Source organism: Rhodovulum marinum (assembly GCF_004343075.1).
GTDB classification, from domain to species: Bacteria; Pseudomonadota; Alphaproteobacteria; order Rhodobacterales; family Rhodobacteraceae; genus Rhodovulum; species Rhodovulum marinum.
Genome location: NZ_SLXP01000003.1, coordinates 285,946 through 311,702, shown reverse-complemented (window position 1 = coordinate 311,702; position 25,757 = coordinate 285,946). Strand labels below are relative to the sequence as shown.

The following is a 25,757-nucleotide window of genomic DNA, read 5'->3' as shown; positions in this document are numbered from 1 at the left end:
ATGATGCGCGGGGCGTCGTGTGGCCGTGGCCAGGGGCTGCGGACCCGCGCTGCAAGGGCAGGGAACGCACCCGGGCCGCGCGGGGGCGCCGGGCGAGGCGGGGAAGGGGAATGGCGTGGACATGCTGATGTTCATGGCGTGCCTGGGCTGGGGCGTCTTCGCGGGGGGTGTCTTTTCCTCGATCGGGGCGGCGGGCGGCATCCTGACCTCGTTCGGGCTTATCACGCTGTTCGGTGTGACCGAGCCGAACAGCGTCAAGCCGATGACGCAGATCATCGTTCTGACGGCGGTACTGATCTTCGTGCCGCGCTATCTGCGCCGCTCGGCGCTGGTCTGGCCATTGGGCTTGATGCTGGGCGGCGGCGGGCTGGTCGGTGCCTATCTGGGCAGTACGCTGTCCACGCTTTACCTGTCGGACATGACGGCGTTCCGGCCGCTTTTCGGGGGGCTGACGCTGGCCATCGCCGCGCAGATCACCTGGACCCTGTACCGAGGCGGCAACCCGGCGCCCGTGGCGGGTGCCCCGGCCGGCCCCGTGCCGGGACTGGCGGTCACGGGCACCCGGTTCTCGGGCGGGGCGCTGTCGTTCGACTATGGTGACAGCCGGTTCCGCATCCCGGTCTGGTCGCCGCTTCTGGCCGGGGCGGGGATCGCGATGGCCGCCTCGATCTTCGGCGTGGGGGGCGGCTTTCTGCTGGTGCCCTACATGGTGGCCGTGCTGGGGATGCCGATGCACATCATCCCGGCCACCGCGGCGATCGCCATCGGTATCGCGCTGGTGATGTCGATCGGGAATTTCGTGGCCTTGGGGGCGCAGATCGATGTCGGTTTGCTGATCCCGCTGGCGATCGGCACGGTCATCGGCGCCATGTCTGGGCCGCAGGTCAACCGGGCCTTGCGCAACGGCATCCTGCAGGCGGTCATGGCGGTGATCGTCGCGGCGATCGGCCTGTATTACCTGTTCGCCTGACGCGGCCCGGTCGATCCGGTGTCTATTCTGCCGCGCGCAGCGGCTGGCGCCCACCCTCGTCGGTCGGGTCGGGGTGCAGGGTGTCGGCGCCCGGTTCGGGGCAGTCGGGGGGCAGGTCCGACCACAGCAATTGCGGCGAGCCTATGCCGCGGGCGGCATGGTTCAGCGCCAGTTCCCGCGCGGCGGCACTGTCGGGGCCGCCCAATGCCGCCCGCAGCCGCCGGAACGAGCCGTAGACGCCCGCCCAGAACCATTCCCGGATCGCCAGCAGCGACGGCGTGAAGACCAGCGTCAGAAGCGTCGCGATCCCCAGCCCGAAGACCACCGCGGTGGCGAGCTGTTTCCACCACAGCGCCGTCGGGCTGTCGACGGTGTAGCCGCCGTTGAGGAAGTCGAAGCTGACCCCCAGCATCATCGAGGACAGACCCGCCATGGTGGTGACGGTGGTCAGCAGAACGGGGCGCAGGCGCATCTCGACGGTGCGCACGATGGCCTCGATCCGGGGCATGTAGCGGGCGTATTCCTGGTAGGTGTCGATCAGCACGATGTTGTTGTTCACCACGATGCCGGCCAGCGCCACGATCCCCGTGCCGGTCATAATGATCGAGAACGGCTGGTTCATCACGATCATCCCGATCAGCACGCCGGTCGCGGACAGCACGACAGCCAGAAGCACGAGGACCGCGTTGTAGAAGCTGTTGAACTGCGCCAGCAGGATGATGAACATAAGCCCCAGCGCCGCGCCGAACGCCTTGGACAGGAAGGCCGAGGATTCCGCCTGGTCTTCCTGGTCGCCGGTCCATTCCCAGGTCACGCCCGCGGGCAGGTCGGTGGTGTCGAGCCACTCGGTCAGCAGCGCGATGCGTTCGGTGGGGGTGATCGGCGCGCCATCGGCATTGGTCAGCCCGTCGGCCACGCCGGCCTTGACCTCGAAATAGCGGGTGCCGTCGACGCGGTTGATCCGACCCAACTTTTCGACCGGCTGCCGCGTGATGAAGTTCGAAAGCGGCACCAGCCCTTCGGAGGTGCGCACCTTCAGCGTGTCGAGCGTTGACAGCAGCCGGTCGCCTTCGGGCAGGCGGGCGCGGATGTCGATCTCCTCGTCCGAGGAGGGCACGCGCATCGTGTCGAGCAGGATGCCGCGCGTCACCAGTTGCACCATCGCGCCGACGGTCGCGGCCGAGGCGCCGAAGCGGCCTGCCGCTTCGACATCGACGTCGATCTGCCAGTCGATGCCGGGCAGGGGCAGGGTGTCCTCGAGGTCTCGCAAGCCCTCGGTGGTCTCGAACTTTTCGATGACTTTCTCGGTGGCGGCGGTCAGCGCCTCCCAGTCCTCGCCCATGAGGCGCAGGTGCACGGGCTTGGCCGAGGCGGGGCCCATCGAGAGATCAAGGATCTCGGTGCGGATGCCGGGCAGTTCCGCCAACCGGGCCTGGATGCGGTCGAGCACGAGGTTCCCGTCGAGATCGGGGCGGTCGGCGCGGTCGTCCCAGGGGATCAGTTCGATCTGGATCTGTCCGATCGTGTCCAGTGGCGGGTTCGCGCCGCCGGTGTTCTGGTTCAGCCCGCCCTCGCCGGCGAAGGCGAAGACGTTGCGCACGCCCGGTTCGGCCAGCACGATGCGTTCGGCCTTGCGCACCAGCGCGTCCTTCTCGTCCAGCGAGAGGTTGCCGCGGGCACGCACGTAAACGATGGCCTGCTCCGGCTCGCTTTCGACGAAGAATTCGACGCCGTTGTTGTGCTTGCCGAAATACAGGAAGACCGAGACGACGAAGGCCAGAACCCCCGCCACGGCTACCAGCGGCATCACCGGGTTGCCGACGATGAACATGATGAACCGGCCAACGGGCGTGCGCCGGTAGCCCGCCTTGACGGGCTGCTTGCGCGGGTGGCGCAGCGCGTTGACCCCGATCGAGCACAGGACCAGTGCGCCCATGAACAAGATCACGCCGGGCAGGATATCGGTCAGCCCCTGCGGCCCGGCCGAGGGCGCCGGCCAGGCGGGATTCAGCATCCGCATCGCGGCGAAGAACGCCAGGCCCAGCCCCGCCGCCATCAGCGCGATGCGCGCGGCCATCGGCCAGGGGCGCACCTGCGCGGTGACGCGCCACAGGATCCGAGAGAACCGTCCCGCCACGCCGCCCACCACCGGCAGGTACACGAGCGCCACCATGAGGCTGGCCGAGAGCACGAAGATCAGCGTGACCGGCAGCATCCCCATGAACTCGCCCGGGACGCCCGGCCAGAACAGCATCGGCAGAAAGGCGCAGAGCGTCGTCGCGGTGGAGCTGACGATGGGCCAGAACATCCGCTTGGCGGCCTCGGCGAAGGCGTGCATCGGCCCGGTGCCTTCGGAGATGCGCCGGTCGGCATATTCGACCACCACGATGGCGCCGTCGACCAGCATGCCCACGGCCAGGATCAGGCCGAACATGACGATGTTGTTGACCGCCACGTCCATCGCGCCCAGCAGGACGAAGCACAACAGGAAAGATGTCGGGATCGCGAAGCCGACCAGCAGGGCCGAGCGCGTGCCGAGAAACGCCAGCACCACGATCATCACGAGCGCGATGGCGGTCAGCACCGACCCTTCGAGTTGGCGCACCATCGATTCAACGGTGTGGGACTGGTCGTTCGAGGTGCCGACGATCACCGCCTCGCGCAGGTCGGCGGGCCAGGCGGCGCGGGCTGCGTCGACCTCGGTGCGGATCAAGTCGGCCGTGTCGATGATGTTGAAACCGCGCCGCTTGACGATCTGAAGCGCGACGGTGGGTTCGCCGTTGAACCGTGCGGTGGACGTCCGGTCCTCGAAGGTGAGCCGGATTTCCGCAAGGTCGCCCAGCGTCACCACGCGGTCGCCGTTCACCTTGACCGGCAGGGCGTAGACGTCCTGCACGTCGTCGAAAGAGGAGGGGATCTTGACCGCGAAGGTGCCGCCGGGCGCGTCGACCTCGCCCGCGGCGATCAGCTGGTTGTTGTTGCGAACGACCTCGATCAATTCGCCCGCGGTGACGTTGTAGGATTCAAGCCGCAACGGGTCGATCGTCACCTCGACCATCTCGTCGCGATGGCCGGCCAGCGCCACGTCCAGGACCGGTTCCAGCCCTTCCAGACGGTCCTGCAGGTCCTGCGCCACGCGCAGCAGCGTGCGTTCGGGCAGCGGGCCGGACAGGTTCACGATGATGATCGGGAATTCCGAGAAGTTGATCTCGGTGATCGTGTATTTCTCGGCGCCGTCGGGGAACTTGGCCTCGGCGGTGTTCATCCGGTCGCGCACGTCGGCGATGATCTTGGTCTTGTCCCAGCCGAATTCGAATTCGAGGGCGACGGCGGCAAACCCCTCGCGCGCGGTCGCGGTCATGGAATCGAGCCCGTCGAGGTCCGACAGCTCGGTTTCCATGGGTTTGACCAACAGCTTCTCGGCGTCCTCGGCCGAGATGCCGGGGAAGGGCACCGAGATGAAGAGCGCGGGGATCTCGATATCCGGCTCGCCCTCTTTCGGCAGTTCCACGTAGGCAAGCGCGCCGGCCACGATCGACAGGATCACGAAGGCCACGACCATGCGGGCCCGCGCGGCAGCCCAGTCGATGATCCCGGTCATTCGGGCGTCTCGCGATAGGTGACGGCGATGGGCACGCCGTCGGTCACGAATTCCTGGCCGACGACGATCACCTCGGCCAGGTCCGGCAGGCCGGTCACCCAGAACCCGTCGATCGTGTCGCGCAGAACGGAAATCGGGGCGAAGCGGGCGACGCCGTCATCGGCAAGCCGGACGCCAAGGCGGCCCTGGTCGTCCAGTGTCAGGGCCGATTGCGGCACCAGATGCGCGGTTTCGGCCGGGGCGACGATGCCGATCTCGACGGTCTGGCCGGCGCGGATCGTGCCCTTGGCGTTCTCGACCTCGATTTCGACGCGGAAGGTGCGCGTGGCCTCGTCGGCGGTGCGCGCGACATAGGACACGCGACCCATAACCTCGCGGCCCGAGGCAAAGCGGCCGCCCGCCAGGGCGCCGGTCTCGATCAGGTCGAGTTCGGTTTCGGGCACGTAGCCGACCAGGTGGATCGGATCGAGCTGGATCACGGTCGCGCAAAGCGCGCCGGGCTGAAGCAGCGCGCCCAATTCGGCGGCGTCGTCGTCCAGCAGCCCGGCGAACGGGGCGGTGATGGTCAGCCGCTCGATTTCCTTGCGCGCGGTCGCGACATTCGCCTCGGCGGTGCGGATCGCGGTTTGCGCGGTCTCGAGCCCGGCCTGCGCCGAGACCAGTGCCGCCTCTGCCGCGCTGACCGCCGACTGTGTGCCCGCGACGCGGGTGTCCGAGGCAAAGCCGCCTTCGGCCAGACGGCGCGCGGCACGGTCGTTGATCCGGGCCTCGTCAAGCTGGGCCTCGGCCTGGGTGACGGTGGCGCGGGCGACCGGCAGGCGCGCGCGGGCCTCGGCCAGGGCCGCTTCGGCCTGGGCCAGTGTCGATTCCCGCGTCCCGGGATCGAGCCGGCAGAGCGTGTCGCCCTCGGCCACGGTGGCGCCCTTGCGCAGCGGTTCCGAGATCACCCGGCCGCTGGTTTCGGCGCGCACCTCGACCTGGCGGGCGGCCCGGGTTTCGCCGCGCACGCGCACCGCGCCCTGCACCTGTTGCGCCGCGCTTTTCTGCACAACGACGGAGACGCGCCGTTCGGCCTCGGTCGCGGGTGTCTGGACGTCCGCGGCCACCGGCTCGGCCCCCGCGAAGGCCATCACGCGGTCGCGCTGCATCAGTAAAAGATAGAGGCTCAGCGTCACCAGCACCGCGGTGAGCATCGAGATCCAACGCATTCGGGTTCTGCCTCTTTCGTCGGTTTCGGCGGCGGCGGCGTTCCGCACCGATGCCCCAGCCAAGGTGGGGGCCGTAGCAATCGGGTGAACCAATTGGTTCAGATTACAGTGGAACCTCTCTCCGTTCAAGTCTGACCAGGGTTCGGCCGCAGGGCTTGGCAACGGCGCGTTCACTGCGCTAAGAGAGGCCGGAACGGCCGCGGCCGACCGGCGGAACGCCCCAGCGAGGCAGCATGAGCAACCCCGACAGTTTCATCGAGGAAGTCACCGAAGAGGTGCGGCGCGACCGGCTTTTCGCCTGGATGCGCCGGTACGGGTGGATCGCGGTGCTGGCGGTGCTGGTGCTGGTGGGCGGGGCAAGCTGGCGGGAATGGCGCATCGCACGCGAGGAGGCGGCGGCGCAGGCGCTGGGCGATGGCATCCTTGCCGCGCTGGAGGCGCCGGACGCGGCGGCCCGGGTCGGGGCGCTGGAGGCGCTGCCGGTGGAGGGCGAGGCGCGGGCGCTGGTGACATTGCTGGCCGCGGGCGAAACCGGCGAGGGCGCCGGCGCCGCCGAAGCCGCCGCGGCGCTGCGCGCGATGGCAGACGACGCGTCGCTGCCGCTGCACTATACGCAGCTTGCGGCGCTGAAGCTGGTGATGATCGAGGGGCGGGACGCGGACCCCGCGGCGCGGCTGGAAACCTTGGCGCCGTTGGCAGAGCCCGGGCGCCCCTATCGGCCGCTGGCGCTGGAGCAGATGGCGCTGGCGCAGATCGACGCCGGTAACACCGAGGCCGCGCTGGGCCACCTTGTCGCGCTGGTCGAGGATGCAGGCAGCAGCGCGGGCTTGCGTCAGCGGGCCAGTCAGTTGATTGTGGCCCTCGGCGGCGTGCCCGACGAGGGCTGAGCCGCCGCGCGGTATTCCTGGACGAAAGGGTCGTGCGTTGAAATTCGCTCATGCAGTCGGAACCCTGGCCGCGCTTGCGCTTTTGGCAGGCTGTGGCCAGAAGGAGCTGATCCTCCCGGGCGAACGGCTCGGCGTGCGCGAGGCGTTGGGCCTGGAAGGCGCCGGTGTGGCAGAGGACGGTGCCGAAGCGGCCGCGTCGGTCGCGATCACGCTGCCGGCGCCGGTGACGCGCGCCGATCATCCCCAGCCCGGTGGCAACGCCGCGCACCTGCCCGAACACGCGGCGCTGTCGGCCACGCCGCAGCGGGTCTGGTCGGCCAGCATCGGCCAGGGCAACACCCGGCGCCACCGGATCACCGCAAGCCCCGTGGTAGCCGGCGGCACGGTCTACACGCTTGATTCCCAAAGCCGCGTCAGCGCGGTTTCGACCGGCGGCGCGGTGCTGTGGACGGCGGACCTGACCCCGCCTTCGGAACGCACGCGGGATGCGTCGGGCGGCGGGCTTGCCCTTGGCGACGGGCGGCTTTTCGCGACGACGGGGTTCGGTGAACTGGTCGCGCTCGACCCGGCCACGGGGGCCACGTTGTGGACCCAGCGCACCGACGCGCCGGTGACCGGGGCGCCGACCTATCGCGACGGCATGGTCTATGTGGTCAGCCGCGACAGCCGCGCCTGGGCGGTGCGCGCCGAGGATGGCCGCGTGCAATGGCAGCTGCCGGGCACGCCGGCGCCGTCGGGGATGGTGGGCGCGGCGGCACCGGCGGTGTCCGACCGGCTGGCGGTGTTCCCGTTCGGATCGGCCGAACTGGTGGCGACGCTGCGCCAGTCGGGCGTGCGGGTCTGGCAGGCCTCGGTTGCGGGGCAGCGGCGCGGGTTCGTCTATGCCACGGTGACCGATATCGTTGCCGACCCGGTGATCGCGGGCGATGTGCTGTACACCGGCAACCAGTCGGGCCGCGCGGTGGCGCTTGACGCAGCGTCCGGCGAACGGATCTGGACTGCCGAGGAAGGCGCCTACGGGGCCGTGGTGCCAGTGGGCGGCGCGGTGTTCCTGGTGTCCGACCAGGCCCAGCTTGTCCGGCTGGATGCGGATAGCGGGGAAACCGTCTGGGCCGTCGATCTGCCCTATTTCACCAAGCAGAAGGTCAAGCGGCGCAAGGCGGTCTATGCCCATTACGGCCCGGTTCTGGCGGGTGGGCGGCTTTGGGTGGCGTCCGATGACGGCCTGATGCGCGCGTTCAGCCCCGAATCCGGCGCCCAGCTTGGGTCGGTCGAACTGCCGGGCGGGGCGGCCTCGCGGCCGGTGGTGGCGGGCGGCACGCTTTACGTCGTCTCGACCCGCGGGCAACTCCACGCTTTCCGCTGAGCCGCGATTGGTGTAGGCGGGCGGCCTGATCCGTCCGGAGACGTGCAAGATGAGTTTCACCCTCGCCATCGTGGGCAGGCCCAACGTGGGCAAATCCACGCTGTTCAACCGCCTCGTCGGCAAGCGGCTGGCGCTGGTCGATGACCAGCCCGGTGTCACCCGCGACCTGCGCGAGGGCGAGGCGCGGCTGGGCGATCTGCGGTTCACGGTCATCGATACCGCGGGCCTGGAAGAGGCGACCGACGAAAGCCTGCAGGGCCGGATGCGCAAGCTGACCGAACGCGCGGTCGGCATGGCCGATGCCTGCCTGTTCCTGATCGACGCGCGGGCGGGGGTGCTGCCCGCCGACGAGGTGTTTGCCGACATCCTGCGCCGGAAATCCGCCCGGGTGATTCTGGCCACCAACAAGGCCGAGGGGGCGGCGGCCGATGCGGGGGTTCTGGAATCCTATGCCCTGGGCCTGGGCGAGCCGGTGCGCATCTCGGCGGAGCACGGCGAGGGGATGGGCGATCTCTACGCCGCGCTGGCGCCGCTGGTCGAAGAAGCCGAAAGCCTTGAGATCGAGGAAGCCGCGCCCGAGACCGATGTCGATGTCGCGGAAGGCGACGAGGAAACCGGCCCCCGCGTGCCGACCCGGGCAAAACCCCTGCAGGTTGCCATCGTGGGCCGGCCCAACGCGGGGAAATCGACACTGGTCAACGCGATTCTCGGCGAGGACCGGATGCTGACCGGCCCCGAGGCCGGGATCACCCGCGACGCGATCTCGGTGGCGCTGGACTGGCAGGGCACGCCGGTGCGGGTCTTCGACACGGCGGGGATGCGCAAGAAGGCCAAGGTGCAAGACAAGGTCGAGAAACTGTCGGTGGGCGACGCGCTGCGCGCGATCAAGTTCGCCGAGGTGGTGATCGTCCTTCTGGACGGTCAGGCCCCGTTCGAGACCCAGGACCTGAAGATCGCCGATCTGGCCGAGCGCGAGGGGCGTGCGGTGATCGTCGCGGTCAACAAGTGGGACCTGGAGGAGGATCGGCAGGGCAAGCTGAAGGAACTGAAAGAGGAATTCGCCCGCGCCTTGCCGCAGTTGCGCGGCGCGCCGCTGGTGACCGTTTCGGCGCTGACGGGGCGCGGTCTGGACCGGCTGCACGACGCGGTGATGTCGGCCTATGCCGTCTGGAACCGCCGTGTGGCGACGGCGAAACTGAACCGCTGGTTGGCGGGCATGACCGAGTTGCATCCGCCGCCCGCGCCCGGCGGACGCCGGATCAAGCTGCGCTACATGACCCAGGTCAAGACCCGGCCGCCGGGATTCGTTGTGATGGCGTCGCTACCCGAAAAGCTGCCGGAAAGCTATCGGCGCTACCTGGTGAACGGGTTGCGCGAGGATTTCGACATGCCGGGCACGCCGATCCGGCTGACCTTCCGTGGACAGGGCGACAAGAACCCGTTCAAGGGAAAGAAGAAAAAGACGCCCTCGCGGTTGCGAAAGCACCTGGGCAAGGGACCGCATGACGGATAAGCCGCGGCGGGCAAGCCCCGTTTCGGGAACCGGCGAGAGTGCGTGTCAGGTGGCTGTGCGCACGGTCAACAGACCGATCAGCACCACCCCCGCGATGGCGGCGAAGGCGACCAGCGGTGTCGTCGTCGCATTGGCCACGATCACACCCACCAGCGCCCAGACCAGCGCGCCGCCATATTCCGGCGCACGGTCGAGCGCCAACAGCACCGCCGCCCCGGTGACCAGCGCCCCCGCAAGCGCAATCAACGCCCAGACCACCGGCCCGAACACCAGGCCATAGCCCGCGCCCAACAGGCCCACCGACACCCAGCTGGCCGCCGTCAGCCAGCCCGCGTAGACCGCCACCGGCGCCTGGAACGTCCAGCGATCGGTGAAGGGGGTGCGCGCGAGTGCCCAGAGCGCCATGGCCAGCATCCACCACAGCAAGACCGAGGCCCAGACGGGCGAGATCTGCGCGACCCCGATCCAGGCGGCGCCCGGCGCAAGCGACAGGAACAGCGGCAGGCGCGCGGGTTCCCATGTCTCGTCGCGGGCGCGTTGGAAAAGGCCCACGCCGGCCGAAACCAGCAGCCAGATATAGATCAGCCCCCAGATCGAGAAGGCATAGCCCGCGGGCTGCACCGGCGGGTCGTCCTGCGGGATGGGGAACTGGCCCGGATCGAACCCCGAGAAACCGCCCGACATCAGGGGCGACATCACGAAGAACACCGTCGCGACGAAGACGAAGATCGCCTTGACCGGGTCCATCAGGCCAACACCCCCTCGGGTGTCAGCGTGGTCTTGCCTCCGAGCCAAGGCGCCAGGGCGTCGGGCAGCGTGACCGAACCGTCTTCCTGCTGGCCGTTTTCCAGCACCGCGATCAGGCAGCGGCCTACCGCCACGCCCGAGCCGTTCAGGGTATGAACATATTCGGGCTTGCCGCCGCTCGCGGGGCGGAACCGGGCGTTCATCCGGCGGGCCTGGAAATCGCCGCACAGCGAGACCGACGAGATTTCGCGATAGGTGTTCTGACCGGGCAGCCAGACCTCGATGTCATGGGTGCGGCGCGCGCCGAAGCCCATGTCGCCGGTGCAAAGCACCACGGTGCGGTAGGGCAGGCCCAGGCGTTCCAGGATGCCCTGCGCGCAGGCGGTCATCCGGTCCAGCTCCGCGCGGCCCTGGTCGGGCTGGACGATGGACACCATCTCGACCTTCTCGAACTGGTGCTGGCGCAGCATGCCGCGGGTGTCCTTGCCGGCGCTGCCGGCCTCGGACCGGAAGCACAGCGAATGGGCGGTCATCCGGCGGGGCAGGTCGGCCGCGTCGAGGATTTCGCCGGCCACCGTGTTGGTCAGTGTCACCTCGGATGTGGGGATCAGCCACCAGCCCTCGCGTGTCTGGTAGCTGTCCTCGCCGAACTTGGGCAGCTGGCCGGTGCCGAACATCATTTCCTCGCGGACCAACACGGGGGCGTTGACCTCGGTCAGGCCGTTTTCGGTGACATGGGTGTCCAGCATGAACTGCGCCAGGGCGCGGTGGATGCGGGCGACGGCGCCCTTGAGCACCACGAAACGTGCCCCCGACAGCTTGGCGGCGGTTTCGAAATCCATGCCGGGCTGGACGCCCGCGAGGTCGAAATGTTCCTTGGGCGCAAAGGCGAAATCGCGCGGGGTGCCCCAGCGGTGGATTTCGACATTGCCGGCCTCGTCCGCGCCGTCGGGGATGTCGTCCAGCGGCAGGTTGGGCAGCCCCATGAGAATGTCGCGCAACTTGGCGTCTTCGGCCTTGGCCTCTTCCTCGAGCCGGGCGATCTCGTCCTTCTTCTGGGCGACCAGTGTGCGCAGGCGTTCGAATTCCGCGTCGTTCCCCTTGGCCTTGGCGGCGCCGACTTCCTTGGACGCGGCGTTGCGGGCGGCCTGCGCCTCTTCGGCGGCCTGGATCCGGGCGCGCCGTGCCTCGTCGATGGCGAGAATCGACGCCGAGACCGGCGCCAGCCCGCGGCGTGCGAGGGCTGCGTCGAACGCTTCGGGGTTTTCTCGGACGGCGCGGATGTCGTGCATGGGGAATTCCTCGACAGGGTCGGCTTGGGCGATTTCGGCATCGGTATGCCCCAGCCACACGGGGGTGTGAACCGGGAATCGGTGAACGGTCTACTCGGGCGCGAGGAAGGCCGCGTCGGGGCGCGCGGCGACGGTGCGAATCCGCCCCGGGCCGGTGCTGCCGGCCGAGACCACCGCGATCACCCGCCAGCCGCGCTGGGTCTCGGCCAGGATGGGGGCGCCCGAGGTACCGAAAACCACCTCGCAGTCCAGCCCCAGGATTCCGGGCCAGCGGTTCAGCACCCGGCAGTCGTTATGGCGGCTGAGCGCGTTCGCCCGGTCGCGGCGATAGCCGATCAGCGACAGCGCCCCGCGGTCGGGTGCGGCCAGGTCGGCGGGCAGCGGGGCCACCTGTTCGGGCGGGATCGGTTCGGCCAGGCGAAGCACTGCAAGATCGCTGGCCAGGCTTTGGAAATTTATGCCTTTCTTCTGGTCGAACTCGGGGTGTAGCCGGATTTCCGAGACGGTCCGATGCGCGGTGTATTCGCCCTTGAGCCAACCGGCGAGGAAATGCACCTGTCCGGGTTCGACCAGCCGGTGCGCCTTGAGCGCGAACAGGCAATGCGCCGCGGTCAGCACCAGGTCGGGGGCGATCAGCGTGCCGGTGCACATGCCGCCCGTGTCGAAGCCGATAACGTTGATCCGGCCGATGGCGCGCCAGGGGACATGCTCGGCATCGCTGAGGCGCACCGGGGCCTGCTCGGCGGGCAGCGGTTCGGCCCCCAGGAGGGCGGCCAGCAGCACGAGGCGGCGAATTGCGCGTTTCATCCTCTTGATATGCCCCGGATCGAGGGACATTTGAAGCCGCAAGCCTTCGCCTTGCCAAGGCAGGGGCCACCGAATAGGGTGCGCCGCGACCAAGGAACCGGGCGGTTCGACCGCCCGCAAAACGGGAATCACAAGATGTTTGCAACGCCTGCCTTTGCGCAAGCGGCCGGTGGAGGCGGGGCCGCTGGCGCCTTCGGCTCTTTCATTCCGCTGATCCTGATCTTCCTGATCATGTATTTCCTGCTGATCCGGCCCCAGCAGAAAAAGATGAAGCAGCACAAGGCCATGGTCGACGCGCTGCGGCGGGGCGACCAGGTGATCACCCAGGGCGGGCTGATCGGCAAGATCTCGAAGGTGAAGGACGACGAAGAGGTCGAGATCGAGATCGCCGAGAATGTCCGCGTGCGCGTCGTGCGCCACACCATCGCGCAGGTTCTCAACAAGACCGAGCCGGCGGAGAAGGCGTAACCGCGGATGCTGCAGATCGCGCTTTGGAAACGGCTTTCGATCCTGATGGTGGTGCTGGCCGGGCTGGCTTTGGCCATGCCCAACCTGTTCTACGAGCGGGTCGAGCGCCACAATGACGCCGCCAAGGCGATCGAGCTCCAGGGCGCGACGCCTGAACTGACGGCCGAGCGGGCGGGATGGCCCGGCTGGCTGCCCAACGGGTTGGTGAACCTGGGCCTGGACCTGCGCGGCGGTGCGCATCTGCTGGCCGAGGTGCAGGTCGCCGATGTCTATGCCGATCGCATGGACGGGATGTGGCCCGAGGTGCGCGATACGTTGCGCGAACAGCGCGACGCGGTCGGCCCGATCCGCCGGGTCGATGCCCCGCCGGGCGAATTGCATGTGCGCATCGCGCGCCCCGAGGGGATGGAGGCGGCGCTGGCCGCGGTGCGCGATCTGGCGCGCCCCACCGTGACCCTGACCGGGGTGGGCAGTTCCGATATCGAGGTGCGGGGCGAGGGCGATCTTGTGATCGTGCAGCTGTCCGAGGCCGAGCGTCTGGCCACCGACAACCGCACGATCCAGCAATCGCTGGAGATCGTGCGTCGCCGTGTCGACGAGGTCGGCACCCGTGAACCGACGATCCAGCGGCAGGGCGCGGACCGCATCCTGATCCAGGTGCCCGGCATCGGGTCGGCCGAGGAACTCAAGGCGCTGATCGGGACCACCGCGCGGCTGACCTTCCAGCCGGTGGTTTCGCGTACCGACAACCCCAACGAATCCCCGGGCCCGGGCAACGTGCTGTATCCCGACATCGAGGATGACGGGGTGTATTACGTGCTGGAAAAGGCGCCCGTCGTCTCGGGCGAGGAACTGACCGACGCGCAGCCGGCCTTTGACCAGAATGGCCAGCCCTCGGTCACCTTCCGGTTCAACCCGGCGGGCGCGCGCAAGTTCGGGCAGTATACCCAGGAAAACGTGGGCAGCCCGTTTGCCATCGTTCTGGATGACGAAGTGATCTCGGCCCCGGTGATCCGCGAGGCGATCCTGGGCGGGTCGGGCCAGATCACCGGCAATTTCACGGTCGAGGAGTCCACACAGCTGGCCATCCTGCTGCGCGCGGGCGCGCTTCCGGCCGAACTCGTGTTCCTCGAGGAGCGGACCATCGGGCCGGAACTGGGCGCCGACAGTATCGAAGCCGGCAAGATCGCGTGCATCGTGGCCTTTGTGGCGGTGCTGGGCTTCATGTGGGCCAGCTATGGCCTGTTCGGGCTGTTCGCCAATATCGCGCTGATCGTGAATGTCGGGCTGATCTTCGGCCTGCTGTCGCTGATCGGTGCGACGCTGACCTTGCCCGGCATCGCCGGGATCGTGCTGACGATCGGCATGGCGGTCGACGCCAACGTTCTGATTTTCGAACGCATTCGCGAAGAACTGAAGTCGGCCCGCGGCCCGGCCCGCGCGATCGAACTGGGATACGAGCGCGCGCTATCGGCGATCTTCGATGCCAACATCACCACCTTCATCACCGCGACGATCCTGTTCGCCATGGGGTCGGGTCCGGTCAAGGGATTCGCGGTGACGCTGGGGCTGGGGATCCTGACATCGGTCTTTACCGCGATCTACGTCACGCGGCTGATGATCGTGATCTGGATGGAACGCCGCCGGCCCAAGACCATCACCGTGTGAGGGAAGACACATGCGACTGAAACTCGTCCCCTCCGACACGAACTGGAACTTCTTCCGGTTCTCCAGGGTGACCTTCGGCGCCTCTATGGTGGCGATGGTGGCCTCGGTGATCCTGTTCTTCGTGATGGGGTTGAATTACGGGATCGACTTCCGTGGCGGCACAACGATCCGTACCGAAAGCACCCAGCCCGTCGATGTCGGCGCCTATCGCGATGCGCTTGCGGCACTGAATCTGGGCGATGTGGCGATTTCCGAGGTGTTCGACCCCGGTTTCGGCCCCGAGAAGAACGTGGCCCAGGTGCGTATCCAGGCCCAGGACGGCGAGGAGAGCGTCACGCCGGAAACGATCAACGCGGTCGAGGCCGCCTTGCAAGGGGTGGACCCCTCGATCACCTTCCCGTCGGTGGAAAGCGTCGGGCCCAAGGTGTCGGGCGAACTGGTGCAGACCGCGATCCTGGCCGTGGCGCTGTCGATCTTTGCGGTGCTGGTCTATATCTGGCTGCGCTTCGAATGGCAGTTCAGCCTGGGCGCGGTGATCGCGCTGATCCATGACGTCACGCTGACGATCGGTGTCTTCGCGCTGCTGCAAATCCGGTTCGACCTGGCGATCATCGCCGCGCTGCTGACCATCGTCGGCTATTCGCTGAACGATACCGTGGTGGTGTTCGACCGGGTGCGCGAAAACCTGCGCAAGTACAAACGCATGGAATTGCAGGATCTGCTGAACCTGTCGATCAACGAAACGCTGTCACGCACGATGATGACCTCGTTCACCACGCTGCTGGCGCTGATCGCGTTGATCGTGCTGGGGGGCGACGTGATCCGCGGCTTCGTCTTCGCGATGATCTGGGGGGTCTTGGTGGGCACGTATTCCTCGGTGTTCGTGGCCTCGAACATCCTGCTGATGCTGGGGGTCAAGCGCGACTGGTCGAAGGACCAGGATGGCGGGGCGGGTACGCAATTCGCGACTGCCGATACCTGAGGCGGTCGGCGCGGTGCGGGCGGCGCCGGGATTGGCTGGCCGGTGCGCGCCTGCGCGGCCGGTTGCTTTTTGAGGGCGTTACCGGAATCGGCAACGCGACGATCCGCCGGTGGAGATCCGTTTCCGTGCCGCCGGCCCTGGTGCTTTCGGTGACTCCCGCCGGGCCTCGCGTCGCCATGCTGTCGATCGGCCAGCGGCGGTTCATATCGTCCCGGGAAAGGTTTTACCCGGGCGCGGCCCATGCCAGTATTGCGGCTGCGATCCGGGGCGATCCGCCGCCCGTCGACTGACAGGAGACAGCGATGCGCCTGACCGAAATGCACCTGCCCGAGGGCCTGCCCGTCGACGGCTACGGCCCGGGCTTCTTCCGCGTTGCCGGTGTGGTGCACGAAGGCGCGGTGATCGTCGCCGAAGGCATGGTGCGGCCCTGGGCCGGTGTCACCGACGCCGCGCCCCTGATGGCGCTTGCCGGGCGCGTCGATGTTCTGCTGGTCGGCACCGGTGACACGCTGACGCCGCTGCCGGGCGGGCTTCAGGCCCGTCTCGAAGAGGCCGGCCTGGGCGTCGAACTCATGTCCAGCCCCTCGGCGGCGCGCGGCTACAACGTCCTGCTCGCCGAAAGGCGCCGCGTCGCCGTAGCCCTCGTGCCGGTCACGGCGCTGCCTGCCTGACGCTTCTCCTTGTCCAAATACGCCCGCCGGAGGCGCCGCGCGCGGCACGCGCGCGGCCACGCCCAACGCCGGGCAAGCGGGGCGAAGCCCCGTGCGGTCCGGGGGCGGGAGCGCCCCTTGCCGCGGCTTTCCGGCTTTCCGGCCGCCCGGCGATCGGCTATGCGATGGCCCATGGAACTGACGGTGCAAGACCTCGCCTGCGCCCGCGGTGGCGTGCCGGTGCTCGAAGGTGTCGGGTTCACGCTTCGCGGCGGCCGGGCGCTGTTGCTGCGCGGCCCGAACGGGATCGGCAAGACGACGCTTTTGCGCACCCTTGCCGGCCTTCAGCCGCCGCTTGCGGGCCGCATTTCGGCCCCGCCCGAGACCATGGCCTATGCCGCCCATGCCGACGGACTCAAGGCGACGCTCACCGTCGAGGAGAACCTGCGCTTCTGGGCCCGGGTGTTCGGCACCCGCGGCATCGACCGCGCGCTGGACGAATTCGCCCTGCGCGATCTTGCCCAGCGCCAGGCGCAGAACCTGTCGGCGGGGCAAAAGCGCCGCCTGGGGCTGGCGCGATTGCTGGTCACCGGCCGGCCGATCTGGGTGCTGGACGAACCCACCGTTTCGCTCGACACCGCCTCGGTCGCGCTGTTCGGGCAGGCCGTTGCGCGGCATCTGCGCGGGGGCGGCGCCGCGCTGATCGCCACCCATATCCACCTGGGCTTCGAGGCCGAGGAACTGGATGTCACGCCGTTCAAGGCCAAACCGCGCGCATTGGGCCATTTCGACGAGGCCTTCGCATGATCGCGCTGCTGTCGCGCGACCTCGCGCTGGCGATCCGGGCCGGTGGCGGCTTCGGGCTGGGGCTGGCCTTTTTCCTGATCGTGGTGGTGCTTGTTCCCTTTGGCGTCGGCCCCGAAAGCACCATCCTGTCGGTCATCGCGCCGGGTATCCTCTGGGTAGGGGCCTTGCTGGCTTGCCTGCTTTCGCTCGACCGGATCTTCGCGCTCGATTACGAAGATGGCTCGCTCGACCTTTTGGCAACCGCGCCGATCCCCCTGGAGGGCGTCGTCGCCATGAAGGCTGCGGCGCATTGGGTCACCACCGGTCTGCCGCTGACGCTGGCCGCGCCGGGCCTCGGCCTTCTGATGAACCTGGAGCCGGCGGCCTATGGCTGGCTTGTTCTCAGCCTGGCCCTTGGCACGCCCGCGCTGTCGATGATCGGCACCTTCGGGGCGGCGCTGACGGTGGGGCTGAAACGCGGGGGGTTGCTGTTGTCGCTTCTGGTGCTGCCGCTTTACGTGCCCACGCTGATCTTCGGTGCCGAAACGGTGGGCCGCGGTGCCGACGGCCTGGCCACCACGACGCCGGTGCTGATGCTTGCGGGCATCACGCTTGCCACGCTCGCGCTGTTGCCGTTTGCCGCGGCCGCGGCGATCCGCATCAACCTGCGCTAGTGTTCACGCGCTATTCAGTTGAGACCACTGGAAAAGCCGACTAGGAAACGCTCATGTCGCTTTGGGAATATGCCAATCCGCAGAAGTTCATGCAGACCTCGGCCGCGGTGCTGCCGCTGGTCTGGGGGCTTACGGTGCTGTCGCTTGCGGTCGGTTTGGTCTGGGGCTTCTTCCTGACGCCCGAGGCCGTGAATTTCGGCTCGACGGTCAAGATCATCTACCTGCACGTGCCCTCGGCGATGATGGCGATCAACGCCTGGGTGATGATGCTGGTCACCTCGCTGATCTGGCTGGTCCGGCGCCACCATGTCAGCGCGCTGGCCGCGCGCGCCGCCGCGCCCGTGGGTTTGACCATGACGTTGATCGCGCTGGTCACGGGCGCCATCTGGGGCGAACCGATGTGGGGCACCTACTGGGCCTGGGACCCGCGGCTGACCGCGTTCCTGATCCTTTTCCTGTTCTACCTCGGCTATATCGCCCTTTGGGAAGCGATCGAGAACCCCGACGCCGCCGCCGACCTGACCAGTGTGCTGTGCATCGTGGGGTCGGTCTTCGCACTGCTCAGCCGCTATGCCGTGAATTTCTGGAACCAGGGGTTGCACCAGGGGGCGACGCTGTCGCTGGACAAGGAAGAGAACATTGCCAATGTCTATTGGCTGCCCTTGCTGATCTGTCTGGCCGGCTTCGTTCTGTTGTTCATCGCGCTGGTTCTGGTGCGCACGCGGACCGAAATTCGCGCCCGCCGGATCAAGGCGCTGGTCGCGCGGGAGCGGATGGCATGATCCCCGATCTTGGAAAATACGCCTCTGCGGTGCTGTCGTCCTATGCGATCTCGCTGGTGTTGCTGGCGGGCCTGATCGCCTTGTCGCTGTGGCGCGGTGCGAAGATCCGGCGCCAGCTGGAAGAGGTTGAATCCCGCAGGAAATCCGATGGCTGAGAAGAAACGCGTCTCGTTCCTGATGTTCCTGCCACCGCTGATCTTTCTCGGCCTGGCGGCGCTGTTCTTCATCGGTGTCAGCCGTGACGATCCGAACGCGCTGCCCTCGACGCTGATCGGCAAACCCGCGCCGGTGCTGGCGGTTGAACCGCTGGAGGGGGTCACGTTCGGCGATGCGGACCTGCGCGAGGGGGGGGTGACGCTGGTGAATTTCTGGGCCAGCTGGTGCGGGCCGTGCAGGGACGAGCACCCGGTGCTCGAGACGCTGGCCGAGGACGGCGTCACGATCTACGGCGTCAACTACAAGGACAAGCCGGCGAACGCGATGCGGTTCCTGGACCAGCTTGGAAACCCCTATGCCGCGATCGCGGCCGATCCCGCGGGGCGGGCCGCGATCGAATGGGGGGTTTATGGGGTGCCGGAAACCTTCGTGGTGGACGGGAAAGGCCAGGTCGTTCTGCGCCATCCCGGGCCGCTGACACCCGAAGTGGTTGCCAAGACCCTGCGCCCGGCCATCGAGGCCGCTTCGGCACAGTGATCGCGGATCGCGGTCGGGTCGCTCAGGCCACGCCGTGAAGCAACGCGATGAACGCGACCGCCTCGAAGCACGGCATTGAAAAGAACCGTCGGATTTAGACTTATCCTGACATGCCCGGACGATAGCCGCCCGACGCGCCATTCAGAAGAACCCGTCGGCGCCGGTGCTGGGAACATTCCGTTCCAATCACGCAAACGCCCCTGTCGGTAAAGACAGGGGCGTTCGTTTCTCGGCGGAGGCCGTGATCAGGCGGCGCGGGCGAGGTTGCGCAGCACGTAGTGCAGCACGCCGCCATGCTCGACATATTCCTTCTCGATGGCGGTATCGATTCGGCATTTCAGCGTGATCGTCGTCTCGCTGCCATCGGCGCGCGTGATCGTGCAGGGCACTTCGGCGCCGGGTTTCAGGTCGCCCGCAAGCCCCGAGATCGAGAAGGTTTCCTCGCCGGTAAGTTCCAGCGTCTTGCGGGTGTCGCCGCCGGTGAATTCGAAGGGAATCACCCCCATGCCGACCAGGTTGGACCGGTGGATACGCTCGAAGCTTTCGGCGATCACGGCCTTGACCCCCAGAAGCGCGGTGCCCTTGGCGGCCCAGTCGCGCGAGGAGCCCGCGCCGTATTGTTCGCCGCCGATCACCACCAGCGGCACGCCCTTGTCCTGCCAGGCCATCGCCGCCTCGAAAATCGAGGTCTGGTTGCCATCGGGTCCGTTGGTATAGCCGCCTTCGACGCCGGAAAGCATCTCGTTGCGGATCCGGATATTGGCGAAGGTGCCGCGCATCATCACTTCGTGGTTGCCGCGCCGCGAGCCGTAGGAGTTGAACTCGCGCTGGGGCACCTGGCGTTCGGTCAGGTAACGGCCTGCGGGCGTGGTATCCTTGAAGCTGCCGGCCGGGCTGATGTGGTCGGTCGTCACCATGTCGCCCAGGATCGCCAGCGACCGGGCGCCCTCGATATCGGTGATTTCGCCCGGTTCCATACCCATCCCCTGGAAATAGGGGGGATTGCGCACATAGGTCGAGGTGGCGGGCCAGTCATAGGTCTGGCTGTCGGTGGTCTCGACCGCCTGCCATTTCTCGTCGCCCTTGAACACGTCGGCGTATTTCGACTGGAAGGCGTTGCGGGTGACGGTCTGTTCCACCAGTTCGGCGATTTCCTTCTGGGTCGGCCAGATGTCCTTCATGAAGACATCGTTGCCGTCCTTGTCGGTGCCGATCGGGTCGCGGGTGAGGTCGATATTCATGTCGCCCGCGATGGCGTAGACAACCACCAGCGGCGGCGAGGCGAGGTAGTTCGCCCGCACGTCCGGGCTGATGCGGCCCTCGAAGTTGCGGTTGCCCGACAGCACGCTGGTCGCGATCAGATCGTTGTCGTGGATCGTTTTCGAGATTTCCTCGGCCAATGGTCCCGAATTCCCGATGCAGGTGGCACAGCCATAGCCCACGAGGTTGAAGCCCAGCGCGTCGAGATCCTCTTGCAGGTTCGCCGCCTCCAGGTATTCGCTGACCACCTGGGAGCCGGGAGCGAGCGAGGTCTTGACCCAGGGCTTGCGCGTCAGGCCAAGGGCGCGCGCCTTGCGCGCGACAAGCCCCGCGCCGATCATCACGTAGGGGTTCGAGGTGTTGGTGCAGGAGGTGATCGAGGCGATCACCACGGACCCGTCGCGCAGGTCATAATCCTGGCCCTCGACCTTGGCGGATTTGCGCGGGTCGACCAGCGCATCGGGGGTGGGCCCTTCGGATTCCATGGCGTGGGCGGCGGCGCTTTCATCCTCGCCGCGGTATTCGGACACGACACGGAAGAAGCTGTCGGCGGCCTGGTCCAGCGGGGTGTGATCCTGCGGCCGTTTCGGCCCCGAGATCGCGGGGACCACGGTGCCCATGTCGAGTTCCAGCGTATCGGTGTAGACCGGGTCGTAATCGGCCGTCCGCCACAGGCCGTTTTCCTTGGCATAGGCTTCGACCAATGCCACGCGGCCCTCGTCGCGGCCGGTCTGGCGCAGGTAGCGCAGGGTTTCGTCGTCGATCGGGAAGAAGCCGCAGGTCGCGCCATATTCGGGGGCCATGTTGGCGATGGTCGCCCGGTCGGCCAACGGCAGGTGATCGAGCCCCGGACCGTAGAATTCGACGAACTTGCCCACCACGCCCTTGTCGCGCAGCATCTTGACCACGCGCAGCACCAGGTCGGTGGCGGTGGTGCCTTCGACCATGGCGCCGGTCAGCTTGAAGCCCACCACCTCGGGGATCAGCATCGACACGGGCTGGCCCAGCATCGCGGCCTCGGCCTCGATGCCGCCCACGCCCCAGCCCAGCACGCCAAGCCCGTTGACCATGGTGGTGTGGCTGTCGGTGCCGACCAGCGTGTCGGGGTAGGCGACCGTTTCGCCGGCCTGGTCGGTGTCGGTCCAGACCGTCTGGGCCAGGTATTCCAGGTTCACCTGGTGGCAGATGCCGGTTCCCGGCGGGACGACGCGGAAATTGTCGAACGCGTTCTGGCCCCATTTCAGGAAGGTGTAGCGTTCGATATTGCGCTCGTACTCGCGGTCCACGTTCATCTGGAAGGCGCGGGGGTTGCCGAATTCGTCGATCATCACGGAGTGGTCGATCACCAGGTCGACCGGGTTCAGCGGGTTGATCTTCTGCGCGTCGCCGCCCAGCGCCACGATCCCGTCGCGCATCGCGGCAAGGTCGACGACCGCCGGCACCCCGGTGAAGTCCTGCATCAGGACGCGGGCCGGGCGATAGGCGATCTCGCGCGGGGACTGGCCGCCATTCGCGGCCCAGTCGGAGAACGCCTTGATGTCCTCGACGGTGACGGTCTTGCCGTCCTCGAACCGCAGCAGGTTTTCCAGCACCACCTTTAGGGCGGCAGGCAGGCGGGTGAAATCGCCCAGCCCCGCGGCCTCGGCCGCCGGGATGGAATAATAGGCATAGGTCGCGCCGCCGGCGGTCAGCGTGCGGCGGGTCTTGGCGGTGTCCTGTCCAACGGTGATCGGCATCTGGGGTCGGCCTCCATGGCTGAAGCGCATCTCTCTCGGGAACGCTCTTGCCCTAACGGCGGCAGGCGATCAAGAGGGCGCGGTATTTTTTTGTATACCGTAGTGCACAGAGGGGTCGAGCCATGGCGGCCAATGCGCACGGCGAACTCCCGAATCCTTGATTGGCAGGGGGGCGGCGGGTTCTGTAGGAAGGTCGGGCGAAGGGACTACAGGGCAGGGGCCATGCGAACACTCATCACCGTTCTGATTTCGGCATGGATGGTGCTTGCGGGTGTGGCGCGGGCGGATAGCGGGCCGGTGGTGGTTGAATTGTTCACCTCGCAGGGCTGTTCGTCCTGTCCGCCGGCGGATGCGCTGATGGCGGAACTGGCCAAGCGCGATGACGTGATCCCGCTGGCCCTGCATGTCGATTACTGGGACTATATCGGGTGGAAGGATGTCTTTGCCGATCCGGCGTTCACCCGCCGCCAGAAGGCCTATGCCCGGGCCGCCGGACAGCGGTCGGTCTATACCCCGCAAATGGTCGTGGGGGGGCAGGATCACGTCGTGGGCTATCGCCCGATGGACCTGGCCCGGCTGATCGAATCCCACCAAGGCGTGAGCAGCCCGGTAACGCTGACGATGGAGCGCGACGGCGACACCGTGACGATCCGTGCGCTGTCGCAGACCGTGTTCGAGGAAGACGTTGTGTTGCAGGTGGTCCGCTACCGGCCCTCCGAAGAGGTGAGCATCACCCGGGGCGAGAATGCCGGGCACACCTTCCATTACACGAACATCGTCGATGTCTGGAAGGCGGTCGCGCGGTGGGACGGGGCGAAACCGTTGGTCGTTTCGGTACAGACCGAGGGCGAAGAGCCCATCGTTGCGCTGGTGCAAAAGGCGGGGCCGGGCCGCATCCTGGCCGCGGCCCGGTTGCGCTAGGCGGCGGGCTTTCCGCGGCGGGGCCGGTCCGCTTTCCAGCGCCGGTGAATCCAGAACCATTGTTCGGGATGGGCGCGGACCCGTGCCTCGAGGCTGTCGTTCAGCGCCTGGGTCATCGCCTCGGGCGTGCCCGGGGGGATCGGCGCTTCGAGGTCAATGTCGAAGCCGAGGCCATCGGCCTGCCGTGTCGCGTAGAACGGAACAAGCACCGCGTCGTAGCGGAGTGCAAGTTCGGCGGCCGACAGCGCGGTGCGCGCAGGCTGACCGAGAAAGCGCAGCGTCGCGCCGCGGGCATTGTGCTGGTCGATCAGCAAGACCAGGATGCCGCCCGCTTTCAGGTGGCGCACGAAGCCGCCGGTGCCGCGCCGGCCCTGCGGAAAGACCGGCCCGCCGAAGGCCTCCATCGTGCGCACGTAATGGGCGTTGAAGTAGCGGTTGCGCATCGGCCGATACAGCCCGCCGATGGGCAGCCCGCGGGCGACCAGGGCGGCGCGCGCGGCTTCGTAATTGCCGAAATGCCCGGTCACCAGGATCACCGGGCGCCCGGCGGCGTGGGCCTCTTCCAGCGCGGCGAGGCCCGGTCCGCGGGGGGGCATGCGGGCCATCCGGTCCAGGAATTCGGCGGTGGAATAGTTCTCGATCAAGGTGCGACCGGCATTGTCGGCGACCGCGCGCGCGATGCGCCGCCGCTCGGCGGCGGGCATCCCGGGCCAGATCAGGGACAGGTTCTCCTCGGCGCGGGCAAGGTAACCCGCGGGCCCCGCGACGATGCTGCGCGTGACCCAGCCCGCGAAACGGACGCGGCTGTCATAGGGCAGGGCGCGCGCTACCCCGATGACCGCGCGGATCGCCCGGTCGATCACCCAGGCGGCCGGTCCGCCCCTGCTCCGGTCGCGTTTGCCCATCGGTCCGGTTCCGTCGCCCCGTTTCTGTCCCGCCTGCCGCGCAGGCAGACATAAATCCGCGCCCAGCGGATCACAAGCGCGGCCCGGGCGGCGGGGGGCGGTCAGCCGCCGCCGGCCTTGAGCGTGATTTCTCCGGCGGCCTCAAGCCCGCGCAGCGCGGCGGTGATCTCGGACATCGCGGCCTCGGTCTCTTCGGTGGTGGGCGTGCCGCGTTCGGAAATCTCTTCGCGCAGCTGCCCGGCCATGCGCTGGGACATGTTGGACAGGATGAAGTCGACCGTCGCCTCGTTCTTTTCGTCGGCGCCGGCCATCGCGGTGACCAGCACGGGCTGGTCCACCGTCCGGGTCAGCGCCTGGACGTCGAGCGGGGCCAGGCGGGCCGGGATATCGGCGAAGGTGAAGACGGCGCGGCGCACCCGTTCGGCAAGCTCTGCGTCGGTTTCGGCCAGCCCCTGAAGCACATCATCGCGGGTGGCGGCCGGGGCGGCGTCGAGGATCGCGCCCATGCGTTTCTCGGGCGGCGATTCGAAGGCGCGAACCGGCGCATCCAGCACGCGCCGGGCCAGCGCGTTGCCGATGCGGCCGATCGCGGCGGGCGGCACCGCCGAGGTGCGCGAGATTGCAAAGGCGATGCGGCGGGCCTGGGGGCCGGGCATCTGGCCCAGTGCGGCCGCCGAGACCTGGCTGGGCAGCTTGGCCAGCACCACGGCGGCCACCTCGGGGCTTTCGCCCAGCAGAAGGTCGGCCAGTTTCCCGGGTTCCTGTTCGGCCAGCAGCACCCAAGGGTCGGGCGGACGCTCGCCGGCATGCTGGGCCTGAAGTGCCGCGGCGGCCTCGGGGCTGAGATGTTCGCCCAGCAGTTCGATCGCGCCGTCGATCCCGCCCGGGAAGGCGAGGCCGGCCTGTTCGAGTTCTGCGAGGAATTCGGAAACCACCGCCTCGAGCGTGGGCGCGTCGATATAGCGAAGCCCGGCGATTTCGTCGGCGAGGCTGGTTTGCAGCGAGGCGGGCAGATCGCCCAGCGGCAGGGTGATTCCCTCGCTCAGCAGCAGCCGCACGATGATCGCCGCCTTGCGCCGCCGTGTCAGCGTCGCGGTCGAGCGGATATGGCCGGGAAGGTTCGGGGTGAGGGTGTCCAAGGGGCGCTCCGTCTGCGATGGCGGCAGACTGGACGATGAGCGTTAAGTCGGGGTTAGCATCACTGCGCGGGACGGACCCCTTGCGACAAAAAACGGCGCGGGGATATCCCGCGCCGCCTGAACCGGATGTTCGGCCGGTGGGTCAGCTGGTGGCCTGGTCCACGCAGGTGCCCGAGGTCGTGTCGAAGGTTTGGCCGTCGGCGCACTGGTTGGCGTTCATCTTCTTTTCCCAGCCGCAGCCGTCCGCCAGGGCCAGCGTCGGCGCAAGTGTCAGAACCGCCGCCGAGAGGATGGTCTTGAGGGTCATTGGTGCATCTCCCTAGTGAAGTGAGACACAAGGTAGCACACTCGGCCCGTATTCCAAATTCACGCGAATGTCAGCTTGCCTGCCAGGCGAGGCACTTGCCGTTTCGGGGGCAGGCGCGCGCCCGTCAGGCTGACCTTCGCCGGGACGCCGCTTTGGAGGTCCAGGACGGCGCCGTATCGGCCGGGCGGGATTTCGAGCGATCCCGCCAGAACGCTTACACCGGGATACGTGCTGTGAAATACGATGCAGTCCCGGGATTGCGTACCGCACAGCCGCAGGAGCCAACGGGTCAAAAGCGCGCCTACCTGGCCGGTCGTGCTGACAAGTAGCGGAATGTCGCTTGCCGGTGCAGCCGGGCCAAAACAGAGATCGGCGCGATGGCCATGCTCGGTCTG

At 67.9% G+C, this 25,757-nt stretch carries 23 protein-coding genes; 14 read left to right on the top strand and 9 right to left on the bottom strand.

Translation table 11 applies throughout. The features are described 5' to 3' along the window. Positions 1-121: 121 nt before the first annotated feature. Positions 122-970 (top strand): sulfite exporter TauE/SafE family protein, encoded by an 849-nt coding sequence (locus tag EV662_RS07455; protein ID WP_243695803.1) that lies wholly within the window; start codon positions 122-124, stop codon positions 968-970. Positions 971-992: 22 nt separating this feature from the next. Here the strand turns inward: EV662_RS07455 and EV662_RS07450 are convergent, their stop codons facing one another. Continuing rightward, the gene (locus EV662_RS07450; RefSeq protein ID WP_132461522.1) at positions 993-4,571 is read right to left on the bottom strand and encodes an efflux RND transporter permease subunit; all 3,579 of its coding nucleotides are present in this window, start codon (positions 4,569-4,571) and stop codon (positions 993-995) included. Next, positions 4,568-5,779: an efflux RND transporter periplasmic adaptor subunit gene (locus tag EV662_RS07445; RefSeq protein WP_132461521.1), complete on the bottom strand. Its 1,212-nt coding sequence runs from the start codon at positions 5,777-5,779 to the stop codon at positions 4,568-4,570. Before EV662_RS07445 ends, EV662_RS07450 begins: the two co-directional genes overlap by 4 nt. A 233-nt stretch (positions 5,780-6,012) precedes the next feature. On the opposite strand from EV662_RS07445, the gene EV662_RS07440 reads away from it, so the two are divergent. The 3 genes from EV662_RS07440 to der are packed head-to-tail and all read left to right on the top strand — an operon-like array spanning position 6,013 to position 9,545. Beyond that, positions 6,013-6,666, top strand: a complete 654-nt coding sequence (locus EV662_RS07440; protein WP_132461520.1) for a tetratricopeptide repeat protein — start codon at positions 6,013-6,015, stop codon at positions 6,664-6,666. Positions 6,667-6,703: 37 nt separating this feature from the next. After that, positions 6,704-8,032 carry a PQQ-like beta-propeller repeat protein gene (locus EV662_RS07435; RefSeq protein ID WP_132461519.1) on the top strand — a complete coding sequence of 443 codons (1,329 nt, stop codon included), beginning with the start codon at positions 6,704-6,706 and terminating at the stop codon, positions 8,030-8,032. Positions 8,033-8,081: 49 nt separating this feature from the next. Continuing rightward, positions 8,082-9,545: a ribosome biogenesis GTPase Der gene (gene der / locus EV662_RS07430; protein WP_132461518.1), complete on the top strand. Its 1,464-nt coding sequence runs from the start codon at positions 8,082-8,084 to the stop codon at positions 9,543-9,545. Positions 9,546-9,590: 45 nt separating this feature from the next. On the opposite strand, the gene EV662_RS07425 is transcribed toward der, so the two are convergent. From EV662_RS07425 to EV662_RS07415, 3 genes are all read right to left on the bottom strand, one after another. Beyond that, positions 9,591-10,292: a hypothetical protein gene (locus tag EV662_RS07425; protein WP_132461517.1), complete on the bottom strand. Its 702-nt coding sequence runs from the start codon at positions 10,290-10,292 to the stop codon at positions 9,591-9,593. Then, the gene (serS, locus tag EV662_RS07420; protein WP_132461516.1) at positions 10,292-11,584 is read right to left on the bottom strand and encodes a serine--tRNA ligase; all 1,293 of its coding nucleotides are present in this window, start codon (positions 11,582-11,584) and stop codon (positions 10,292-10,294) included. Before serS ends, EV662_RS07425 begins: the two co-directional genes overlap by 1 nt. A 90-nt stretch (positions 11,585-11,674) precedes the next feature. After that, the gene (locus EV662_RS07415; protein WP_165915548.1) at positions 11,675-12,391 is read right to left on the bottom strand and encodes a trypsin-like serine peptidase; all 717 of its coding nucleotides are present in this window, start codon (positions 12,389-12,391) and stop codon (positions 11,675-11,677) included. A gap of 135 nt (positions 12,392-12,526) precedes the next feature. On the opposite strand from EV662_RS07415, the gene yajC reads away from it, so the two are divergent. From yajC to EV662_RS07370, 9 genes are all read left to right on the top strand, one after another. Continuing rightward, positions 12,527-12,859 carry a preprotein translocase subunit YajC gene (gene yajC, locus EV662_RS07410; protein WP_132461514.1) on the top strand — a complete coding sequence of 111 codons (333 nt, stop codon included), beginning with the start codon at positions 12,527-12,529 and terminating at the stop codon, positions 12,857-12,859. A 6-nt stretch (positions 12,860-12,865) separates the two neighbouring features. Beyond that, positions 12,866-14,527 carry a protein translocase subunit SecD gene (gene secD, locus EV662_RS07405; protein ID WP_132461513.1) on the top strand — a complete coding sequence of 554 codons (1,662 nt, stop codon included), beginning with the start codon at positions 12,866-12,868 and terminating at the stop codon, positions 14,525-14,527. Positions 14,528-14,537: 10 nt separating this feature from the next. Continuing rightward, a complete protein-coding gene (secF, locus tag EV662_RS07400) occupies positions 14,538-15,509 on the top strand; it encodes a protein translocase subunit SecF (protein ID WP_132461512.1) in 972 nt (323 codons plus the stop codon). A 302-nt stretch (positions 15,510-15,811) separates the two neighbouring features. After that, the gene (locus EV662_RS07395) at positions 15,812-16,180 is read left to right on the top strand and encodes an Mth938-like domain-containing protein (RefSeq protein WP_132461511.1); all 369 of its coding nucleotides are present in this window, start codon (positions 15,812-15,814) and stop codon (positions 16,178-16,180) included. A 171-nt stretch (positions 16,181-16,351) separates the two neighbouring features. Next, positions 16,352-16,966 (top strand): heme ABC exporter ATP-binding protein CcmA, encoded by a 615-nt coding sequence (ccmA, locus tag EV662_RS07390; RefSeq protein ID WP_132461510.1) that lies wholly within the window; start codon positions 16,352-16,354, stop codon positions 16,964-16,966. Continuing rightward, on the top strand, positions 16,963-17,619 hold the full coding sequence (gene ccmB, locus EV662_RS07385; RefSeq protein WP_132461509.1) for a heme exporter protein CcmB: 657 nt from the start codon (positions 16,963-16,965) through the stop codon (positions 17,617-17,619). The genes ccmA and ccmB overlap by 4 nt, the downstream gene beginning before the upstream one ends. A gap of 53 nt (positions 17,620-17,672) precedes the next feature. Next, positions 17,673-18,401, top strand: a complete 729-nt coding sequence (locus EV662_RS07380; protein ID WP_132461508.1) for a heme ABC transporter permease — start codon at positions 17,673-17,675, stop codon at positions 18,399-18,401. Next, entirely contained in the window at positions 18,398-18,556 is a 159-nt protein-coding gene (gene ccmD / locus EV662_RS07375) for a heme exporter protein CcmD (protein ID WP_132461507.1), read from the top strand. The genes EV662_RS07380 and ccmD overlap by 4 nt, the downstream gene beginning before the upstream one ends. Next, on the top strand, positions 18,549-19,094 hold the full coding sequence (locus EV662_RS07370; RefSeq protein ID WP_243695796.1) for a DsbE family thiol:disulfide interchange protein: 546 nt from the start codon (positions 18,549-18,551) through the stop codon (positions 19,092-19,094). The genes ccmD and EV662_RS07370 overlap by 8 nt, the downstream gene beginning before the upstream one ends. Positions 19,095-19,339: 245 nt before the next feature. Here the strand turns inward: EV662_RS07370 and acnA are convergent, their stop codons facing one another. Continuing rightward, on the bottom strand, positions 19,340-22,090 hold the full coding sequence (gene acnA / locus EV662_RS07365) for an aconitate hydratase AcnA (protein ID WP_132461506.1): 2,751 nt from the start codon (positions 22,088-22,090) through the stop codon (positions 19,340-19,342). Between the two features lie 222 nt (positions 22,091-22,312). Between acnA and EV662_RS07360 the strand changes: the two genes are divergently transcribed. Beyond that, the gene (locus EV662_RS07360; RefSeq protein ID WP_132461505.1) at positions 22,313-23,011 is read left to right on the top strand and encodes a DUF1223 domain-containing protein; all 699 of its coding nucleotides are present in this window, start codon (positions 22,313-22,315) and stop codon (positions 23,009-23,011) included. Here the strand turns inward: EV662_RS07360 and EV662_RS07355 are convergent. From EV662_RS07355 to EV662_RS19490, 3 genes are all read right to left on the bottom strand, one after another. Continuing rightward, the gene (locus EV662_RS07355) at positions 23,008-23,916 is read right to left on the bottom strand and encodes a lysophospholipid acyltransferase family protein (protein WP_132461504.1); all 909 of its coding nucleotides are present in this window, start codon (positions 23,914-23,916) and stop codon (positions 23,008-23,010) included. The two genes, EV662_RS07360 and EV662_RS07355, sit on opposite strands and share 4 nt — an antisense overlap. Positions 23,917-24,017: 101 nt before the next feature. After that, positions 24,018-25,055, bottom strand: coding sequence for a flagellar motor switch protein FliG (locus EV662_RS07350; protein WP_132461503.1), 1,038 nt, complete (start codon positions 25,053-25,055; stop codon positions 24,018-24,020). Between the two features lie 142 nt (positions 25,056-25,197). Beyond that, on the bottom strand, positions 25,198-25,362 hold the full coding sequence (locus EV662_RS19490) for a hypothetical protein (RefSeq protein ID WP_165915547.1): 165 nt from the start codon (positions 25,360-25,362) through the stop codon (positions 25,198-25,200). Between the last annotated feature and the right edge of the window lie 395 nt (positions 25,363-25,757).

What these genes read in the sequence shown, in the direction of transcription:
- EV662_RS07360 (WP_132461505.1), top strand. Translation starts at nt 22,313, where the DNA reads ATGCGAACACTCATCACCGTTCTGATTTCGGCATGGATGGTGCTTGCG.
- EV662_RS07370 (WP_243695796.1), top strand. Translation starts at nt 18,549, where the DNA reads ATGGCTGAGAAGAAACGCGTCTCGTTCCTGATGTTCCTGCCACCGCTG.
- EV662_RS07415 (WP_165915548.1), bottom strand. Translation starts at nt 12,391, where the DNA reads ATGAAACGCGCAATTCGCCGCCTCGTGCTGCTGGCCGCCCTCCTGGGG.
- der (WP_132461518.1), top strand. Translation starts at nt 8,082, where the DNA reads ATGAGTTTCACCCTCGCCATCGTGGGCAGGCCCAACGTGGGCAAATCC.
- EV662_RS07455 (WP_243695803.1), top strand. Translation starts at nt 122, where the DNA reads ATGCTGATGTTCATGGCGTGCCTGGGCTGGGGCGTCTTCGCGGGGGGT.
- EV662_RS07440 (WP_132461520.1), top strand. Translation starts at nt 6,013, where the DNA reads ATGAGCAACCCCGACAGTTTCATCGAGGAAGTCACCGAAGAGGTGCGG.
- ccmD (WP_132461507.1), top strand. Translation starts at nt 18,398, where the DNA reads ATGATCCCCGATCTTGGAAAATACGCCTCTGCGGTGCTGTCGTCCTAT.
- EV662_RS19490 (WP_165915547.1), bottom strand. Translation starts at nt 25,362, where the DNA reads ATGACCCTCAAGACCATCCTCTCGGCGGCGGTTCTGACACTTGCGCCG.
- yajC (WP_132461514.1), top strand. Translation starts at nt 12,527, where the DNA reads ATGTTTGCAACGCCTGCCTTTGCGCAAGCGGCCGGTGGAGGCGGGGCC.
- EV662_RS07380 (WP_132461508.1), top strand. Translation starts at nt 17,673, where the DNA reads ATGTCGCTTTGGGAATATGCCAATCCGCAGAAGTTCATGCAGACCTCG.
- EV662_RS07445 (WP_132461521.1), bottom strand. Translation starts at nt 5,779, where the DNA reads ATGCGTTGGATCTCGATGCTCACCGCGGTGCTGGTGACGCTGAGCCTC.
- EV662_RS07395 (WP_132461511.1), top strand. Translation starts at nt 15,812, where the DNA reads ATGCGCCTGACCGAAATGCACCTGCCCGAGGGCCTGCCCGTCGACGGC.
- EV662_RS07450 (WP_132461522.1), bottom strand. Translation starts at nt 4,571, where the DNA reads ATGACCGGGATCATCGACTGGGCTGCCGCGCGGGCCCGCATGGTCGTG.
- acnA (WP_132461506.1), bottom strand. Translation starts at nt 22,090, where the DNA reads ATGCCGATCACCGTTGGACAGGACACCGCCAAGACCCGCCGCACGCTG.
- EV662_RS07355 (WP_132461504.1), bottom strand. Translation starts at nt 23,916, where the DNA reads ATGGGCAAACGCGACCGGAGCAGGGGCGGACCGGCCGCCTGGGTGATC.
- secF (WP_132461512.1), top strand. Translation starts at nt 14,538, where the DNA reads ATGCGACTGAAACTCGTCCCCTCCGACACGAACTGGAACTTCTTCCGG.
- ccmA (WP_132461510.1), top strand. Translation starts at nt 16,352, where the DNA reads ATGGAACTGACGGTGCAAGACCTCGCCTGCGCCCGCGGTGGCGTGCCG.
- secD (WP_132461513.1), top strand. Translation starts at nt 12,866, where the DNA reads ATGCTGCAGATCGCGCTTTGGAAACGGCTTTCGATCCTGATGGTGGTG.
- EV662_RS07425 (WP_132461517.1), bottom strand. Translation starts at nt 10,292, where the DNA reads ATGGACCCGGTCAAGGCGATCTTCGTCTTCGTCGCGACGGTGTTCTTC.
- serS (WP_132461516.1), bottom strand. Translation starts at nt 11,584, where the DNA reads ATGCACGACATCCGCGCCGTCCGAGAAAACCCCGAAGCGTTCGACGCA.
- ccmB (WP_132461509.1), top strand. Translation starts at nt 16,963, where the DNA reads ATGATCGCGCTGCTGTCGCGCGACCTCGCGCTGGCGATCCGGGCCGGT.